A 16842-nucleotide genomic window follows, 5' to 3' on the forward strand; every position below is an offset into this window, starting at 1 on the left:
ATGATAACAGGGAGATTTGAGATGATAAAGTAAGACTGATAGTTGTTAAAACGGAAAGACTTGGTTTTATCCAATTCGATGACTAGTCAAATTTTGAATATAATGTTGTAATACAATTATGAGACTCATTTATATAAAACATTATCAACTACCTTATTTTTACAACTTACTTAGTAAGTATCTAAAGTTTTGAGAAAAAGAAAAATACTAAATAAATTAAAGAGAATGAGAAATCGTTCTCTTTTTGTTTTACTTTTTTCGTCAGAAGGAAAATATATTTATGCAATCAAATAAATAAAATACGTGCTAGGCAAAGACTGTCAAGAAATATAGTTATTATTTCATTGATGAAAGGTACTGGCTGGTCACGTTTAAAAGATGAAAATACTCTTAAAGAATTTGAACAATTCAATTTAATTAAATTTCCTGAATTAGGAGGAATGATGCTAAAAGAAGGTGAGGTTAGATAATGGCACATGGGAGAATTTCTTTAGAACAAGCACTTAATAGTGATAACTTTTATCAACTACCTAAAGTAATCATTGGTACAAAATATTACAGTAAGTTAAAGGCAGAGGCTAAACTCTTATTCATGTTATGTAGGGATCGATTGAGTGCATCTCTTGATAGTACACGAAAAGGAGATATGAGATTTGTTGATGCAGACGGTGATATTTTTATTTATTATGCTATTGATGATCTTGCAAATGATTTGGGTTGTGGCCGTGATAAAGTAATAAAGTTAAAAAAAGAACTTATAAAATATGGTCTCATTGATGAGGTAAGACAAGGCTTGAATAAAGCTAACCGTATATATGTGAAGAATGTTGTCACTGACATTCAAATTCTAAATATGACTTTTGAGGAAGCTCAGTTGACCTTTAAGTCAGTAAAATCAACGGAAGTCGGAAAATACGACTTCCAGAAGTCGAAGAATACGTCTTCAAAAAGTCGAGAATTCCGACCTCAAGAAGTCGAGAATTCCGACTCAACTTATATTAAACAGAGTGAGACTAAAGAGAGTGATATTAAAGTGATTTATTCTGAGGAGGAGGAAGATTTAACAATGCTTGTCAGAAAAGTTGATAAAGTTACTCATTATGATAAAGAGTATATTTGGGAACTAGTCCATGATCAATTAATAAAGGAAAAGTTTACAAATACAACTGCAGATATTGCAATGTTACATTTTGAAAGTCGATATGAATATGCATTGAATCATATGAACTATATTCATTCAGCAGAACAACTTGCAGAATATGTTTATAATGGCATTCTTGCTGAATGGACTCAAGCTGTCCGAGGTAAAAAAGGGGTAGGATGATGAAAATAGAAAATTTGATTCTTGGAAAGATAGGTTGTTTAAACACTGTCAATCAAAGGTTAGCTGATATTTCAAGTAATCAATTTGAATTATTGATTAAAACAAGAGCTACTAAAAAAGAATTATTTAAATTTTATTACGATATAAAACCGCTTTAACTTTAGGTTATTAATATATCCTTGGCTACTCTAGCAAGCACTAGGCAACTTTTCTCGTAATATACACTCTCTTCTCAAGTCTTATGCTTACTAGAGTAGCTAATCAACTAAGTTCATTGAAAATAAAATACAACCTCTGTCCTAAACAGCGTGGCTATGCGATAAAAAAGAAACTGGGGGCAGATTGGAGGCTAGAAATACATATCTAGTCGCAAGTCACAAATTGCATTATTGCAGGTTAGCCATTTTTACCATAAATGGTGCGTAAAAAGCTACGGTTTTAGCAATTAGCTAAACAGCATGAGTGTAAATTCACTTAACAGGAATTATTAATCTTTATTTCATTATTGACCAACACGTCTAAAAACTGTTATTAAATTATGGAGGGATTCATTTATGGAATCAAAAGAAAAATTTTCAATTCGGAAGTTTAAAACGGATACTCATTCGGTGTTGCTCGGTAAATTTGGTGTAACGCTTGCAACTACAATTGCTTTAGCTACAGCTGGTGGAGTTGTACATGCTGAACAAGTAACAGGAACGAATACAGCACCTACAACTACTCAAGTTGCACCAGCAACAAGTACACCAACAGCTGAAATTCCTACAAGTGTTCCAGCAGGGACAAGTCAACCAGTAGCTGAAAAAACAATCAATTCTGCTCAAGACACCTTAAAATATAATGTTGCTAGTGCTGAAAAATCAGGAGTTGAAGTAACTACTGGTGAAACAACTGATGTGACATTAAATGATGGTAATGTTGTAGACAAAAGTAATGAAGTTTTAACTGACTTATCTAATCAAGACAAAGCAGTTGCTGAAGCTAAGGCTAAACAAGAAGCTAATCAAAAAGCATATACTGATGCTAAAACGTCTCGTGATACAGCTGTATCTGAAGGGCAATCAGACTTAAGTCATTCAGAACAAGGTGTTGATGATCAAGTAGCAGTTGCTAAAAAGAATGGTATTGAAGTAACAACTGATACTAAAGACCTTACTCCAAAATATGTTGCCACTAAGGGTTTAACTGGTTCAGATTTAACAACAGCCATGGCTAAGAACATTGCATTGTACAATCAAGCGGTTAAAGATGGTGTTGGTATTATGGATACCTCAACAGCACAAATGAAAAAACAAATTGCTGATTACTTGTTAGCCCTTTCTAACTATCAAAAAGGCATTGCTTCAAATACTGGCTTACAATGGCAAAATGGCGTAGTATTAATTGGTTTACCAGGGGCTACTCATATGAGTGGGTCAGAAAATGTTGTAGATTTTGGTGATGGCACAATTAAAACTGCTAGTATGTATGCAACACAAGGTAATAATCTTGATCAAAATACAGATGCCAATTTTGATAATATTTTCAAAATTGACGGTACAGGATCTATTTTGGTAAAAAATACCACTAATGGAGATGTTAAATTAACTTTTAGTGAAATCAATAGCCCATATAACACAGGTACTTATGTTGCAATTTGGGGTGATGATAAAGGCGGTATCGCTTGGTCAGTCTTTGCACTTTATAATGGATCTGGTCAAGGTGGAGCAGGTGAAGGAGCAGGTGGTAACGCTTCAACATCAGGTCGTATTTTAAATTATGTTAAATCTTATAAAGCAACTGCTGAAACAACAAAAGGGGTATCCGTTGTAACCTTTAATGATATTGATAACCAACAAACGGTTAAAATGTCAGGGTTAAATGGTGCAAAAATCACAACAGGTAAGAACATTTCACAAACAGGAAATGATTTTGTAGCTGGTAGTGGTGATGTGTCACAAGGTTCTGCAGGGGAACTAGAAAGTAATGGAATCAAGTGGAATTTCTCTAGTGCTGACACTCGTGAATTTAGTTTTACTCATTCAACAGCAGGGAAAAACACTTCTATCGTAGGTGGAATTTTTGGTTCAGCCTCTAATGTGCCTCAAAAACCAGTTGCTCCAAAATTGACTGCTCATAAAGCAACTGTAACAGCTCCAATTGCTCCAACAGCACCAGCTAATGAGAAAGTGAGTGTACACTATTATAAAGTGGTGACAACACCTACACCAGTAAAACCAACTGGTTATAAACCAAGTACACCAACACCACAAACACCAGTAGCACAATCTAGTGTTGGACTTCCAACTACTGGCGATAAAGCAGAAGGTTCTGTTATTCAAATGGTAATTGGTGCATTGATGGTTTCATTTGTCGGATTTACTGCTTTAAAAGGTCGTAAAGAAGAAAAATAATACCAGGTAAAGTTAAAAAGGTATCAGATGATACCTTTTGCTTTATTATTATTAAATCTCAAATTGATTCCAAAAGGAGAGAAAGAATGAATAAATTTGTAGATGGAAATTTAACTGTAATAATACAAGATTTAAAGAAACTTGGTCGTGAAGGTGGTGCCTCGGCATATCTAGATAATGGTGACATGATGGTTTTAAAAGCTAAATATGGCACAATTAGAAAGAGAGCGTTTATTGGTGGAAAAGCAACGGTAGTTGACTTAAAAGTTGATTATAAGAACATTCTTCCTAAAATTAAACTAATTAATAGAAATGGCATACTAGTAGCAAAAAGGTTTCGCTTGGGTTCTTCCAATTTGTTAAAACTAACTGGCTCAGGTTACAACCGTTTGAGTAGAAAGGAAAGAAAAAATGGAACAATCCAAAAGGTATCAACACCAAGAAGAATTAACGTTACTTCAAAAAATAAGTTTTGATAAAGAAGCACTAAATGCCTTAGAACAAATCATTTATTCGATACACTTAGTAACATATCGAGATGATGTACATTCTAAAGGTTATATTGATAGTGTTACTAATTATCTTTCGAAGATTATTATATTTAATGTATCTTCACTTGGAAATTTAACACCTTTCCATCCTTCTGAAAAAGCTGTGTTTGAAAGGGAATACAAAAAGTATATTCTACCTTTTGAGAAAGCTATCTTAAAACTAGAAAATAATAATGAAGAGAACAATTTTATTCGTAGAAAAGATAATGATGAACCGATTCAATTTGAAATTATTAAACAGATTGCCACTTTATCAATAAGTGAGACAAATTGGCGTAAAGAATTGAACATAGTTTCCTGGAATAAGACAGAACCAAAATATGATATTCGTTCTTGGAAAGATGATCATAGTCGAGTTGGTAAGGGCATTACACTTTTTGAAGATGAAATGCTAAAACTTACGAAAACAATTAAACAATTAAATTTAGAAGAAAATAAGGAGAAATAATATATGGATACAGCAGTTAAAGTATTTCATATCGTTCAAGCAGTAGTTGTCATTACAGGACTTGTTTGGGTTCTTACTGGAGCTATTGACTTTTTTGGAGGACGTAATAATAATGATTCCATGCGACAAGAAAAAGGATCAAATTCAATGGTAAATGGTGGAGCAATCGGAATTATTGGAGGGGCTGTATGTCAAGCCATTATTTCAGCTCTTCAAGCTATTAATTAAAGCGAAAGGAGCTAGAGTGAATGGATAGTGTAACTAAATCTCTAGCTGAATATAGTTCGACTGTAAATAATTATTCTGACAAAATATCCTCAGCACTGATACCGCTGGCCTCAATCTTAATACTTGCCTTCTTCCTTATGGATGTTCTATCCTGGAATAAACGACTAGGACAAGAAGGAGGGAGCCTAACTGTTCAATTATGGATGGAAATAGCACTTGGGTATGTTATAGCATTTGTACTGGTACATAATACAACTGAAATTTTTGATTTTATAGTATTTGTATTTAATAAAGGGATTGTATTAGTAAATGGTGTACTTCCTAAAAACACATTTAAATCAGATATAGACACTTCAGGCATTAGTGGTTGGATTTTTAAACAAGTTATCAAAATGATAGCATGGTTTACTGAACGTATAGCTGATGTTTGTGTTAATATTTTAGTATTTATGAGATTTTTTCAAATGTATATCTTAAAAGCAGTTGCACCATTAATTGTTGCCTTCTTTATGTCGGAACAAACAAGGCCGATTGGATTAAACTTTATTAAACAGTTCTCAGCCTATGCCTTTCAGGGACTGGTACTATTGATTATTGTTAAGTTATATCCAGCCCTAGTAACTGATGACTTGTTTAAAGCATCTAGTGGAGATGGTATAGCAGCCTTTGCTTCAATTGCAAAGAGCGTTGTATATATTATTACTTTGTTTGGAAGTCAAAAACTAGCAAAAAGCTTACTTAATTTGATGTAATTTTAAGTAAAATTTGGTCTAATAGTATTAGAAAAAGGAGAAATAATATGAAAAAATCAGGGGTTTCATTTGGTCATAGTATAGGATCATTCTTTGGATTTATTTTTTCAGGCTTAATGATGATTCTTGGGTTTTTAATTGCAACTACTTTCTTTATATTATCCGTATTGATAAATTGGGTAAAAATGTCACTTGGTTTTGCTTTATTTTGGTTTATTGCTAGTGGATTTTATAATGTTGTATTCTTAGATAATCAAAGTTTTGAACCATTTGATGGAATGTCAATTTTAATAATCTTAGGATTAGGTTTTATTGCATCAGTTTATGTAACAATTTCAGATATAAAAAATTAAGTATCACAATTTAATAGTTGAACTAATACTTTGCTTTTGCAAGGTGTTTTTATTTTGGTTAGAAAGAGGAAATATGAATAAATTAGGAAGTGAGTTTTTAAAGCAGTTTGATAACTATGAAAGACCAGTTGCATTTGGAATGACCAAGAGAATCTTAGTCATGATTATTGGAATGATGATTGTTGTTTCTTTTACGGTCTCAATTTCTTTACTTGGACTCTCTGAAATTTTTATGTATTTAGTGGCATTAATCATTGCGCCTCCATTTATTATTTACGGAATGGGCTTTGATGAAGATGTTAAAGAGAAAGTGATTTTTAACCTTAAAGTTCAAAAAAGAGGTTATGTAACAGAATTTATGGAAGGAGATGTTTTTACAAAAGATGATTTTAAAAATTGGAAAAAAACCAAAGAAGCTAACTAAAGCTGAAAAAGAACGTAAAGCTAGACTGAAACGTTCACTAAGAGCTTCAACACAAAACACAATCAAATATAATAGTTTATTTGAAAATGGTCTGATGCACATTGCTAAAAATGAATGGTCAAGAACATATCGTTTAGGTGATGTTGCCTATGTGTCTTCAAGTCAAGATGAAAAAATTGATGTTATTGATACACATGCTGAAGCGTTGAACTCATTGGATGCTGGAAGTGTTTACCAGTTACTAGTAATTAATCGTAGGATTGATGATAATGCTATTGAAAATATTAAGTTTACTCAAGAACATGATGAATTTGATAAATTTAGAAATGAATACAATGACATCATAGAGAGTCGTTTTTCGAGTGATTCTAAAAATTTTCAGGTAGAAAAGTTTGTTACTTTAAAAACAGATGCTTACAATCGTGGACAAGCAGACTCTAACTTGAGTGAGTTAGGAAGTGCATTAGAAAACCAATACTCTCAAATGGATATTGGCTTTGAGGAGTTAGACGGAAAAGAACGATTAGATCTCTTCATAGAGCTTTTACAAGGTAAGAGAAGGTTATCATACACTTACAGGGATATTGCCTTGTCAGATTTACACTCAAAAGATTTTATTGCTCCTAATCGTATCCATTTCTTAGAAAATCGATTTAGAATTAATGACCAGGTAGCTAAGGTTATGTATGCCAAAAACTATCCAACATTTTTAACGGATAAGCTGATTAAAAGCTTAACGGATATTGGAGTAGAATTGGCAATTTCAGTTCAAGCTGAACCTTATGAGCCTTCACAGTTCATAAAAAAAATTAACAATGCTGATACGACTATTAAAGCAGAAATGGTTAAAGCTCAAAGATCGGGTGCACAAGAAGGAATTGATCAAGATTTAGCAGTAAGTGGACGTTCAAGAGAAATCTCAGAATCTACTAAACGTTGGAAACAAGAAATTGATGAAAATGACCAAAAGGCATTCATTGGAATCATTGCTATTTATTTTAAGGCAAAAGATGAAGAAGAGCTTGCCGGTTTTACTGATAAAATTCAAACAGCTTCAAGAAAAAACGGTATTGAATTTGAAGATTGTTATTATCATCAAGAAGAAGGCCTCAATACGATTCTTCCAATTGGTCACACTTTTTTGAATGTAAAGAGATGTTTTGTAAGAGATATGACAACCGCTAATCTAGCAACTCAAGTTCCCTTCACAAATGTTGATTTGAAATCAGATAGCCCAAATGCTCTATATTATGGACAAAATCAGTTATCTAATAATGTTATTACGCTTGATCGTAAAGCAGATTTAAACACAGGTTCAGGAGTTGTTTTAGGTAGTTCAGGATCAGGTAAGTCAGTAACAGTTAAGACGATGGAGATAATTCCAACGTATTTAAAGAATATTGAAGACAGAATTATAATTGTGGATCCCGAAGACGAATATTCAGATATTGGGCGAGAATTTAAAGCTCAACTAGTTGATATCTTTATTGGTTCTAGTTCCCACCTTAACTTGATGGATTTACCTGACATGAGTCAGCTAAAAGATGAAGACAGTGATCCAATTGGAGATAAATCCAACCTTTTAATGGGTTTATTTGAATCCATTTTGGATGAAATTGGAGATGTCCAGTACACTATCATTGACCGTGTGACCCGTGAGACTTATAGGAGATTTTCAAAGTTAGGTAGAGTTCCTACTCTTCGTGATTGGCATGATATTCTTGAAGAGCAAGAAGAACCTGAAGCACAAGAGTTAGCTCTAAAATCGGAAATCTATGCAAAAGGTTCTCAGGACGTTTTTGCACATGAAACAAATGTTGATATCACAGACCGTTTTGTAATCTTTAATCTTAAGCGACTAACAGGTAAGCTTAAACCATTTGCAATGATGGTAATTCAAGATTATATATGGAATCAAGTTGTTTCGTCTCAAGGTAAGGTGACAACAAGAATCTATTTTGATGAAGTACAACTTTTCTTCAAAGAAGAAGCTCAAGCTATTTTCTTCACAGAACTTTATTCACGTGTCCGCAAATATGGTGCGATTGCTACAGCTATCACTCAAAATATTGAAACACTAATGAACAAAGAAGAAGGTAGAAAGTTAGTCTCAAATAGTGAATTTATGATTTTGTTGAAACATAAAAAATCAGACTTACTAGCTCTTTCTAAAGCTATAACACTTACGCCAACTTTAACCAGGTATATTGAAAAACCAAAATCAAAAGGTACAGGGTTAATTGTTGCGGGTCAAGTTGTTGTGCCTTTTGAAAATCCAATTCCTAAGCAAACAAGGTTATTTGAACTTGTTGCTACTGATGCATAAAAGGAGGTGTTTTGTTGTCTAAACAAACAAGACAAGACCTTCAAAATGCCTTGCATGATCACGAAGAAGCTAAGTCTGAACTACGGACAGCAAAACAAAACTATAAAATTGCTGAAAAAAATGATCAGAAGCTACTAAAAACAAGTACAGATGCTGAAAAGCGTTATTTGGGTAAAAAGCACGAGGCACGTAAGGAGGCATACAGTAAGGAAGTTAAAAGTTTAAAAGATAATATCAAAACTACTCAGGAAAAAAAGAAAGGAGCAATCAAAAGAAACGGTGGTACTGGGGTTCAAAAAATAGCTAAAGCAGGCCATTATCAAGTATCATCTGCTATTGACTCAGCTTTTCAAGAAGATGAAGGACTTGAGGGGATATCAAATGCTAGACAGAAGTTTAGACGGGTAAATGCGGAGGTTCAACAAGCCAAAAAGATTGGTCGGTATTCTTTTAAAATTGGAAGTAATACTGGTAAATCAACTTATCACGTTGGAAATAAAGCTTACAATCTTCTAAAAGGTCGAGGTTTTACTCGGACGGCTGTTCCTGATCGATGGGAAACAAAATTTAAAAATAAATATCAAAAGTCTCGTGCAAAAATTAATAGCTCTAAAGTCGGAAAAAGTGCAAAAGCTTTTAAAAATGTTACTTCAAAAATGAGTAAACCTATTTTAGCAATCTTGAAGAATCCACTCTCAGCTAAAGCGTATTTAATTATTCTGATTGGCTTCATCATAATTGCACTATTAGGTGTTGTATCAGGTGGTGGTGGGTCAACCGTTTCTCAAGATGAATTTGACCTTACTGACTCCTGGACTTATCTTTCAAAGATTGATCGAGAAAAATCAACTAGTGAAGTTGATTATTGGACTGATATTGATAGTATCATGACGTTTATGGGCTATAAACATGAAGACTATACTTTGAATAGCAATTACGATTCAAAAGATAAAAAATGGTATCAGTTTAAACACTCCTATAAAGAGCTTTTAACAACACTTTGGGGTGATTTAAATGGAGATAAAGATAATCTGAAGACAATGGCAGATATTTATACTTCTACTAATAATAAGTATTTAAAACTTAATAAGGATGATCAGAGGGAATATGAAGAGGTTTTAGAGCAGGGAAAAGAACTAGGTTATTATATCTCCTATAACGAGCTGGAAAATCCTCTCACTAACAAACCTGATGATGATACAATAGTACCTTTAACCGTAACTAAAAGGTTTGGTTATACTTCAAAAACGAAACTTTACAATGGGTCTATTTTAAAGGCAGACAAGGGTTCACCTCTTTATGCTGTTATGGAAGGTAAAATTGTTATTAAGAACTCGGACGTCATTATTAAAGCAAAGACAGCTGAATTCACTTATAAAAATGTTAACCGTCTAAGAGTTAAAAATGGAGATACTGTTAAAAGTGGGTTAGAGATAGGAGCGGTAGGTTCTGGAAAAGGCCAAGAAATTTACTATCAAAAACTAAAAGATAAAAAACAGAATAAGTGGGCTTGGGTAAATGTTGGCTTTTATCTTCCTAAAGTTGAATATAGTCAAACAACATCTGTTATGACGGATATGTCAATTGAAGGAGATATGGCCAAAAAAATTACTTCCATCTATAATTTTTTAAAAAAGCAAGATCCTAAAGTCACACAAAATGGAGTTGCTTCAGCATTAGGTAGTTTTTGGACTGAAAGTTCTATTAACCCTAAACGTGCTGAGGGAGATTATCTAAGTCCACCTGTTGGTGCTTCAGCTTCATCATGGGATGATGAGGCTTGGCTAACAATGGGTGGTCCAAGTATCTATAATGGTCGTTATGGAAATATCCTTCATAGAGGGCTTGGTTTAGGTCAATGGACTGATACAGCAGATGGAGCGACAAGACATACCATGCTACTTAAGTTTGCAAAATCGAAAAATAAAAAATGGTATGACCTAGAGCTTCAATTGGACTTTATGTTAAATGGTGATAGTCCGTATTACATAACGACTTTAAAAGAAATCCTTCACTCAAATGAAAATGTTTCAACTTTAGCGGTGAAGTTTGCGAGTCGTTGGGAAGGTAATCAAGGTGATAAAACTAAAGAACGTGTAAATAATGCTCAACAAGTATTAAACTACCTTAAACATCCAACTTCAGGAGGGGCAAAAGGTAGAAGTAAAACCCTTCAAAGTTCTTTTGATTTCCCTGAATCTTATAGAAATAAGCTAAAAACATTCCCATCATCAGCTACTGTCTCTAGCTCTTTAGCAGGGAATACATATCCCCCTGGTCAATGTACATGGTATGTTTATAATCGTCTTGTTGAAGCTGGCTCACCACATTATAACTACCTAGGAAATGGTCAAGATTGGGTTAGAGGGCTTGTACTTAAAGGCTGGAAATTTAGTAATAAACCAGTTGCTGGTGCTGTTTGTTCAACAACGGGTGGCTTTGATGGTACTATTCCCATGTACGGACACGTTTCTTATGTTGAGTACGTTAACCCTGACGGAACATTCCTAATTTCTGAATGTAACTATAATGGTGTGCAGAATAGAATACATTGGGGTGTTAAAACAAATGCAACTTGCTATACGTTTGCAATACCACCAAAATAAAAAAGGACGGAGATTTATGTTTGATACTCAAAAAATAAAAATTTTAAAAATTGTAGGTTATATATTAGTAGTTATATTGGCTTGTACAATTGGTGTCGGCATTGGCCAAGGCACTTCAAATAATGCTAATAAGGCGAAAACAGAGAAGTCTACTTCAACAAATTCAAAAAGTAATATTACACAAAAACAAGTAAAAAGTTTTTTGTTAAATTATTATACAAAAAAAGATCTTGGTGAAAACAGACAAAGGTATAAGGAATATATGACTGATGCTCTTTATAATCAAACTGTTTCAATGGAAAATGAACCTCAAAGTCAAACTTACAAAGGATTTGTAGTGGATTTTGAATTAAAAGATGCTGAGATTTATATTGACGAAGCTCATAAACAAGTTATCGTACAAGTGGACTATGTAAATACTCAACTTGATGAAAAGAAAAATTATAAAACTGCACAAAAAGATGTTATGAATAAGGTTACTCAACGTCTAACATATGTTGATGAAAAGGGTAAATTGAAAGTAAATAAGATGGAATCAATTATACTTACAGATTCAACTGGAGATTATGGCACCTTAGATAGCAGTTCGTCAACTGAAACCGAAACAAGTCAAGAAATAAAAGACTCAACAAAAGCTAGTAGTAACCCTTAACTAGACACCGAAAAGGAGAGAAAGAATGGTCACTAGAAAAAATACAAGTCAACAACTTTATAAAAAGAAAGATAAGTTGGAACAGGCTTTGGAAAAAATTCAAAAACAGAAAGCTATTTTTATTCAGAAAGAAAAAGAGACTATTAAAGATCTAACAGAAGTGAAATCTGATTTAATTGTTGCTTTATTATCTGAAACTGGAAAAAGTTTTGAAGAACTTGAGGAATATGCAAAATCTGAACATGATCCTCAGGTAGGTTCTTCTGAGAATGGAGATGATGCACATGTTTCGGATAACTAATATTCAGTCTCGAGTTCAAGAAAACTTTAACAATAGGGATGATGTTTTGTCTGCTATTAATGAAAAATCAGTTTGGAGTGCTGATCGAGGTGAAGAGATAATTCTCTTATTAGAACAGCTATCTGATGAAGGGACTGTTTTAGACACTTCAAGCGTTACTCTCCCCCTTCAGGAGATAGTAGAAGAAGCATTATCAAATTTTGGCTTAAAGAAGGAAAAGAAGAAATTCTCTTTAATTCAAAAAAAGAAGTTGGGAAACAGCCCTGAAGAACAAGAGCCCTTGCTGAAGAAGAAACAAAGCCTTACAATGCCTGTATCAGCACCTGAAAAGGTATCTTTGCAAGAAAAAAAAAGTTCACTAAAAAATCAGGACTTAACTAATAAAAAAGTTTTTTATCTACCTAAACTGTTGATGCTTTGTCTAACTTTGCTTAGTTTAATCTTTTCTATTCTTAGTTTTTCTCTAGTACTGAACCAGGCACATAAAATTGAAACTACTAATTATTCATCAGTTAAGACAATTCAGTCTTTTAACAAAATAGAATCAGGTGAAAGTGATGTCTTTTGTCGCTATTTTTTACCTAATTACTTTTCAGGAAATGATAGTCATTTAAAGGATTTTATTTCTTCAAATAATATTTCTGTACAAGAAGCGACACTACAATCTGTTCTATTAGAAAAGGTTAGTCAAAGAGAAAACAAAAGACAAGCATTGACCTATGTTATCGCACTTAAAGAGAAAGACGAGGTGAGAACAAAAAGGCTTACTATTATAGTTAAAAAGGCTACAACTAGTCGATATGGATTTGAAGTTGTTAAGCAACCAAAAGAAACTCAATATCCATAATCAAAAATTTAAAAAAAAGAAAAGGAAAAATCATGAAAAAATCATTATTAATTAGCTCTATGGCCATTGCAACTATCCTTTTAGGAGGAACAACTGTATCCGCAGATGTTACAGCAGGAACGACTCAACCTGGTACTGGTGTAGTAACCCCAGGCACAGATACTAGCACTCCAACTCCAGGCACAGATACTAGCACTCCAACCCCAGGAACAGATACTAGCACTCCAACCCCAGGCACAGATACTAGTACTCCAACCCCAGGAACAGATACTAATACTCCAAATCCTGGAACAACACCAGGTACAGATACTAATACTCCAAATCCTGGAACAACACCAGGTACAGATACTAATACTCCAAATCCTGGAACAACACCAGGTACAGATACTAATACTCCAAATCCTGGAACAACACCAGGTACAGATACTAATACTCCAAATCCTGGAACAACACCAGGTGCAAGTTCTAATACACCAACTTCACCAATTATGACCCCTACACCTGAGGCACCTGTAGATCTTGGGAATAATAAAGTTATTACAGGTATTACAAATGGTGTTGCAACGTTATCAGACGGTTCTAGTAAGACTTTAACTGAATTAGGAGCTAAAGAAAACAGTGATAATACTTATACAGTTAAGACAAAAGACAACAAATTAGTAACTTTACCTCATACTGGTGATAGTAAAAATACTATCTTTAAAATTCTTGGTTTACTGTCAGCTTTTGCAAGTATGGTTCTTGCGTTTAAAAGTAAAAAAGAACTAAAATAAAAATATTAATAGTAATAAGGCCACAAACTGTGGTCTTTTATTTTTATTTAAATCAATTTCGAGGAGAACATATGGATCAAGAACGTATTGGTATTAAAATTGCGGATGTTTATAAATTGACTGGTGAACTTGTTCTAAAGTCAATGTATTATGCAATGGAACACTCGGCTTCACAGTTAAAAAATTTTCGTGAGAGTAAAACTTATAGTGGAGAAGTCAACTGGAATAAGTTTCTTGAAACGAGAGAAACAAAACATTTTGAAACATTTATGACAAGTGAAGTCAATAGTGAAAGACTCACTGAGTATTTGAAGGGGTACGATATAGGATTTTCAATAAAAGATAATGGAGATGGTACAAGTATTATCGCCATTGATGCTAAAAACATTAAAGCTCTAGAAGCTAGTTTCAAAGGTGTAATCAATGATTTAACGGACTCCCAAAAATCCCAAAAGCTTCAAGAACGTTTAGTTAAAACTCCCAAAAATATGTCTGTCAAAGAGAAACTTACATACTATAAAAAGCAAGTAAAATCTGAAATCGCAAAGAAATCAAAAGTTAAAGAAAAAGGAACAAAAATCAAGGCGAAAGGAGAGAAAGAATTATAGATGGTTACTGAACAAAAGAAAAGAAAATTTTTACCATATTTATTATTTGGATTGATAGCCTTCTATGTTACTCATTGGTTGTTTAAACTTTATTCTATTGCACCAAAAAGTATTGAAGTTACAATGTTTGATAGTCAATCTTTTAATTGGATGTACGATCATTGGTCAAGTAAAGCATTAGTTGACTTGCAATTTACGACAGCTAGTTTATATGGAGGTGCTGTTGCATTTCTAATTATTATGTTGTTTTATCTTCGTGTTCATGATAAAGGAAAATATCGTTATGGTGAAGAATATGGTTCTGCTAGGTATGCAACTGTAAAGGAGTTAGCAACATTTAGAGATAAAGAACCTGAAAATGATATGATTTTTAGTCAAAATGCAAGAATGGGGCTATTCAATAAACGGTTACCCTTTAATAAACAACTGAATAAGAATACCCTAACAGTCGGTCTTCCTGGTGACGGTAAAACATTTACCTTTGTAAAACCTAATTTAATGCAAATGAATAGCTCGTTTGTTATCACAGATCCTAAAGGGTTACTAGTTCGTGAAACTGGTAAGATGCTTGAAGATAATGGCTATAAAATAAAAGTATTCGACCTGGTAAATCTTTCTAATTCAAATCAATTTAATGTTTTTCATTATATGCACAGTGAATTGGATATTGATAGAGTTGCTGAAGCAATCATAGCTGGTACTAAGCGCTCAGATAATAGTGGTGAGGATTTTTGGAATCAAGCAGAGATGCTACTAATGAGATCTTTAATTGGCTATCTTTATTTTGATGGGAAGGTACTTGGCAAATATGAACCAAATATAGCTCAAGTTGCTGATTTATTACGTAATATTAAGCGTGAAGATGAAGATACTCCTAGCCCTGTTGAAATCATGTTTTCTGAACTTGAAGAAGAACTTGAAGGAAACTATGCTTGTAGACAATGGGAACTATTTAATTCAAATTTTGAAGATAAAACTATGACTTCTGTTTTATCCGTGGCTTCTTCACGCTTTGCAGTATTTGATCATGATGCGGTTAGAAATTTAATTGCAAGAGACTCTATGGAAATGGAGAAGTGGCAAACAGAAAAAACTGCGGTATTTATTGCTATTCCTGAAACAGATAAGTCATATAATTTTATTGCAACAACTATGTTTACTATGATGTTTCGACAATTACCTCAAACTGCTGATGAAATTATCCAAGGAAAGCATAAAACATGCGATCCTGGAAGTCTTCTTCATATCAGACTAATTCTTGATGAATTTGCTAACTTTGGACGTTTTCCAAACTTTACAGAAACACTCTCTTCAGTTAGATCACGTGAAATTTCAATTGATATTATTATTCAAGCAATTAGTCAACTAAAAGCTCTCTATAAAGATGAATGGGAGACTATCTTTAATAACTGCGCAACATTGTTGTATTTAGGTACTAATGATAAAGAAACCATGAGCTATTTCTCAATGAGGAGTGGTAAACAAACTATCAATATAAAAAATCATTCTCAAACGAGAGGAACACAGGGATCAAGTAGTCTATCTATACAGACAGCTCAACGTGACCTCTTAACACCTGATGAGATTGCACGTATCGGTGTAGACGAAGCATTGGTATTTATTTCTAAGCAAAATGTCTTTAGTGATAAGAAAACTAATGTTCTTCAGCATCCACGTGCAAAAGAATTATCTAATAGCCCTGATGATGGGAAGTGGTATCGATACATTAGGTCAATGTCAAATATGGATGATTGGGATGCTAATGTTAATCACGAAAGATTAATTCACACGACAGCATCAAAGGTAATAGAAACAAGTTTACCAGTTAAATAGTCGGGAAGTAGGATAAATAAAAAATATAGAAAGAAAGAGTTAGAAGAACTAACTCTTTTTTGTTAGGTGAAAAAATGATAACAACACATGAAAAAATCGGAGTCGGTTATTTTGATACCGTCTTTGCCAATATTGAAATAGAAACAATGGCAGATGCTCTAAAAAACTTTGCATTAAATTATGACCTTAATGAAGAAAGCTCACAAGGTGAAGTACTTAATCATTTCGTTTCAACACTTATAAAAACAATAGATTTACAAAATTTTAAATTAATTGCACCTCAATTATTTACATATTCAAAAACATATCAAGAGACGGTTGAGGTTTATCCAATAAAGGAGTCGAAGGAAGAGCTTATTTATCTCCAAAAATATATTGATCAATTAATTTATGAAGACTAAGGAATAATTAATAAAAAAATAA

Annotated in this window: 18 protein-coding genes; all 18 read left to right on the forward strand. The window is 33.2% G+C overall.

The window, feature by feature from the left end:
- Window positions 1–469: 469 nt before the first annotated feature.
- Window positions 470–1324: a replication initiator protein A gene (locus SPB_RS01780; RefSeq protein ID WP_003103501.1), complete on the forward strand. Its 855-nt coding sequence runs from the start codon at window positions 470–472 to the stop codon at window positions 1322–1324.
- Window positions 1321–1482: a hypothetical protein gene (locus SPB_RS11315; protein ID WP_003104080.1), complete on the forward strand. Its 162-nt coding sequence runs from the start codon at window positions 1321–1323 to the stop codon at window positions 1480–1482. Before SPB_RS01780 ends, SPB_RS11315 begins: the two co-directional genes overlap by 4 nt.
- Before the next feature lie 396 nt (window positions 1483–1878).
- Window positions 1879–3717, forward strand: a complete 1839-nt coding sequence (locus SPB_RS01785; RefSeq protein WP_003105145.1) for a hypothetical protein — start codon at window positions 1879–1881, stop codon at window positions 3715–3717.
- An 86-nt stretch (window positions 3718–3803) separates the two neighbouring features.
- Window positions 3804–4193, forward strand: a complete 390-nt coding sequence (locus tag SPB_RS01790; protein ID WP_003102799.1) for a hypothetical protein — start codon at window positions 3804–3806, stop codon at window positions 4191–4193.
- Window positions 4129–4716: a YdbC family protein gene (locus SPB_RS11430; protein WP_254655055.1), complete on the forward strand. Its 588-nt coding sequence runs from the start codon at window positions 4129–4131 to the stop codon at window positions 4714–4716. Before SPB_RS01790 ends, SPB_RS11430 begins: the two co-directional genes overlap by 65 nt.
- 3 nt (window positions 4717–4719) lie before the next feature.
- Window positions 4720–4944, forward strand: a complete 225-nt coding sequence (locus SPB_RS01800) for a hypothetical protein (protein WP_003104561.1) — start codon at window positions 4720–4722, stop codon at window positions 4942–4944.
- A gap of 20 nt (window positions 4945–4964) precedes the next feature.
- Window positions 4965–5696 carry a type IV secretion system protein gene (locus tag SPB_RS01805; RefSeq protein ID WP_003105550.1) on the forward strand — a complete coding sequence of 244 codons (732 nt, stop codon included), beginning with the start codon at window positions 4965–4967 and terminating at the stop codon, window positions 5694–5696.
- Window positions 5697–5743: 47 nt separating this feature from the next.
- The gene (locus SPB_RS01810) at window positions 5744–6049 is read left to right on the forward strand and encodes a hypothetical protein (RefSeq protein WP_003103337.1); all 306 of its coding nucleotides are present in this window, start codon (window positions 5744–5746) and stop codon (window positions 6047–6049) included.
- 73 nt (window positions 6050–6122) lie between these two features.
- Complete coding sequence (locus SPB_RS11435; RefSeq protein ID WP_254655056.1) at window positions 6123–6473, forward strand: PrgI family protein; 351 nt, start codon at window positions 6123–6125, stop codon at window positions 6471–6473.
- A complete protein-coding gene (locus SPB_RS01820) occupies window positions 6433–8799 on the forward strand; it encodes a VirB4-like conjugal transfer ATPase, CD1110 family (protein ID WP_003104744.1) in 2367 nt (788 codons plus the stop codon). Before SPB_RS11435 ends, SPB_RS01820 begins: the two co-directional genes overlap by 41 nt.
- 14 nt (window positions 8800–8813) lie before the next feature.
- Window positions 8814–11405, forward strand: a complete 2592-nt coding sequence (locus SPB_RS01825; protein ID WP_037621091.1) for a phage tail tip lysozyme — start codon at window positions 8814–8816, stop codon at window positions 11403–11405.
- 16 nt (window positions 11406–11421) lie between these two features.
- On the forward strand, window positions 11422–12057 hold the full coding sequence (locus tag SPB_RS01830) for a hypothetical protein (protein ID WP_003104064.1): 636 nt from the start codon (window positions 11422–11424) through the stop codon (window positions 12055–12057).
- Between the two features lie 25 nt (window positions 12058–12082).
- Window positions 12083–12358 carry a hypothetical protein gene (locus tag SPB_RS01835; protein ID WP_003104435.1) on the forward strand — a complete coding sequence of 92 codons (276 nt, stop codon included), beginning with the start codon at window positions 12083–12085 and terminating at the stop codon, window positions 12356–12358.
- A gap of 46 nt (window positions 12359–12404) precedes the next feature.
- On the forward strand, window positions 12405–13205 hold the full coding sequence (locus SPB_RS01840; RefSeq protein WP_254655057.1) for a hypothetical protein: 801 nt from the start codon (window positions 12405–12407) through the stop codon (window positions 13203–13205).
- Between the two features lie 32 nt (window positions 13206–13237).
- Entirely contained in the window at window positions 13238–13978 is a 741-nt protein-coding gene (locus SPB_RS01845) for an LPXTG cell wall anchor domain-containing protein (RefSeq protein WP_003102354.1), read from the forward strand.
- A gap of 71 nt (window positions 13979–14049) precedes the next feature.
- Window positions 14050–14586: a DUF3801 domain-containing protein gene (locus SPB_RS01850; RefSeq protein WP_003103611.1), complete on the forward strand. Its 537-nt coding sequence runs from the start codon at window positions 14050–14052 to the stop codon at window positions 14584–14586.
- Window positions 14587–16419: a VirD4-like conjugal transfer protein, CD1115 family gene (locus SPB_RS01855; protein WP_003103727.1), complete on the forward strand. Its 1833-nt coding sequence runs from the start codon at window positions 14587–14589 to the stop codon at window positions 16417–16419.
- 74 nt (window positions 16420–16493) lie between these two features.
- Window positions 16494–16820 (forward strand): hypothetical protein, encoded by a 327-nt coding sequence (locus SPB_RS01860; protein WP_003105373.1) that lies wholly within the window; start codon window positions 16494–16496, stop codon window positions 16818–16820.
- The last annotated feature ends 22 nt before the right edge of the window (window positions 16821–16842 follow it).

This window comes from Streptococcus parauberis NCFD 2020, from assembly GCF_000187935.1.
Taxonomy (GTDB): domain Bacteria; phylum Bacillota; class Bacilli; order Lactobacillales; family Streptococcaceae; genus Streptococcus; species Streptococcus parauberis.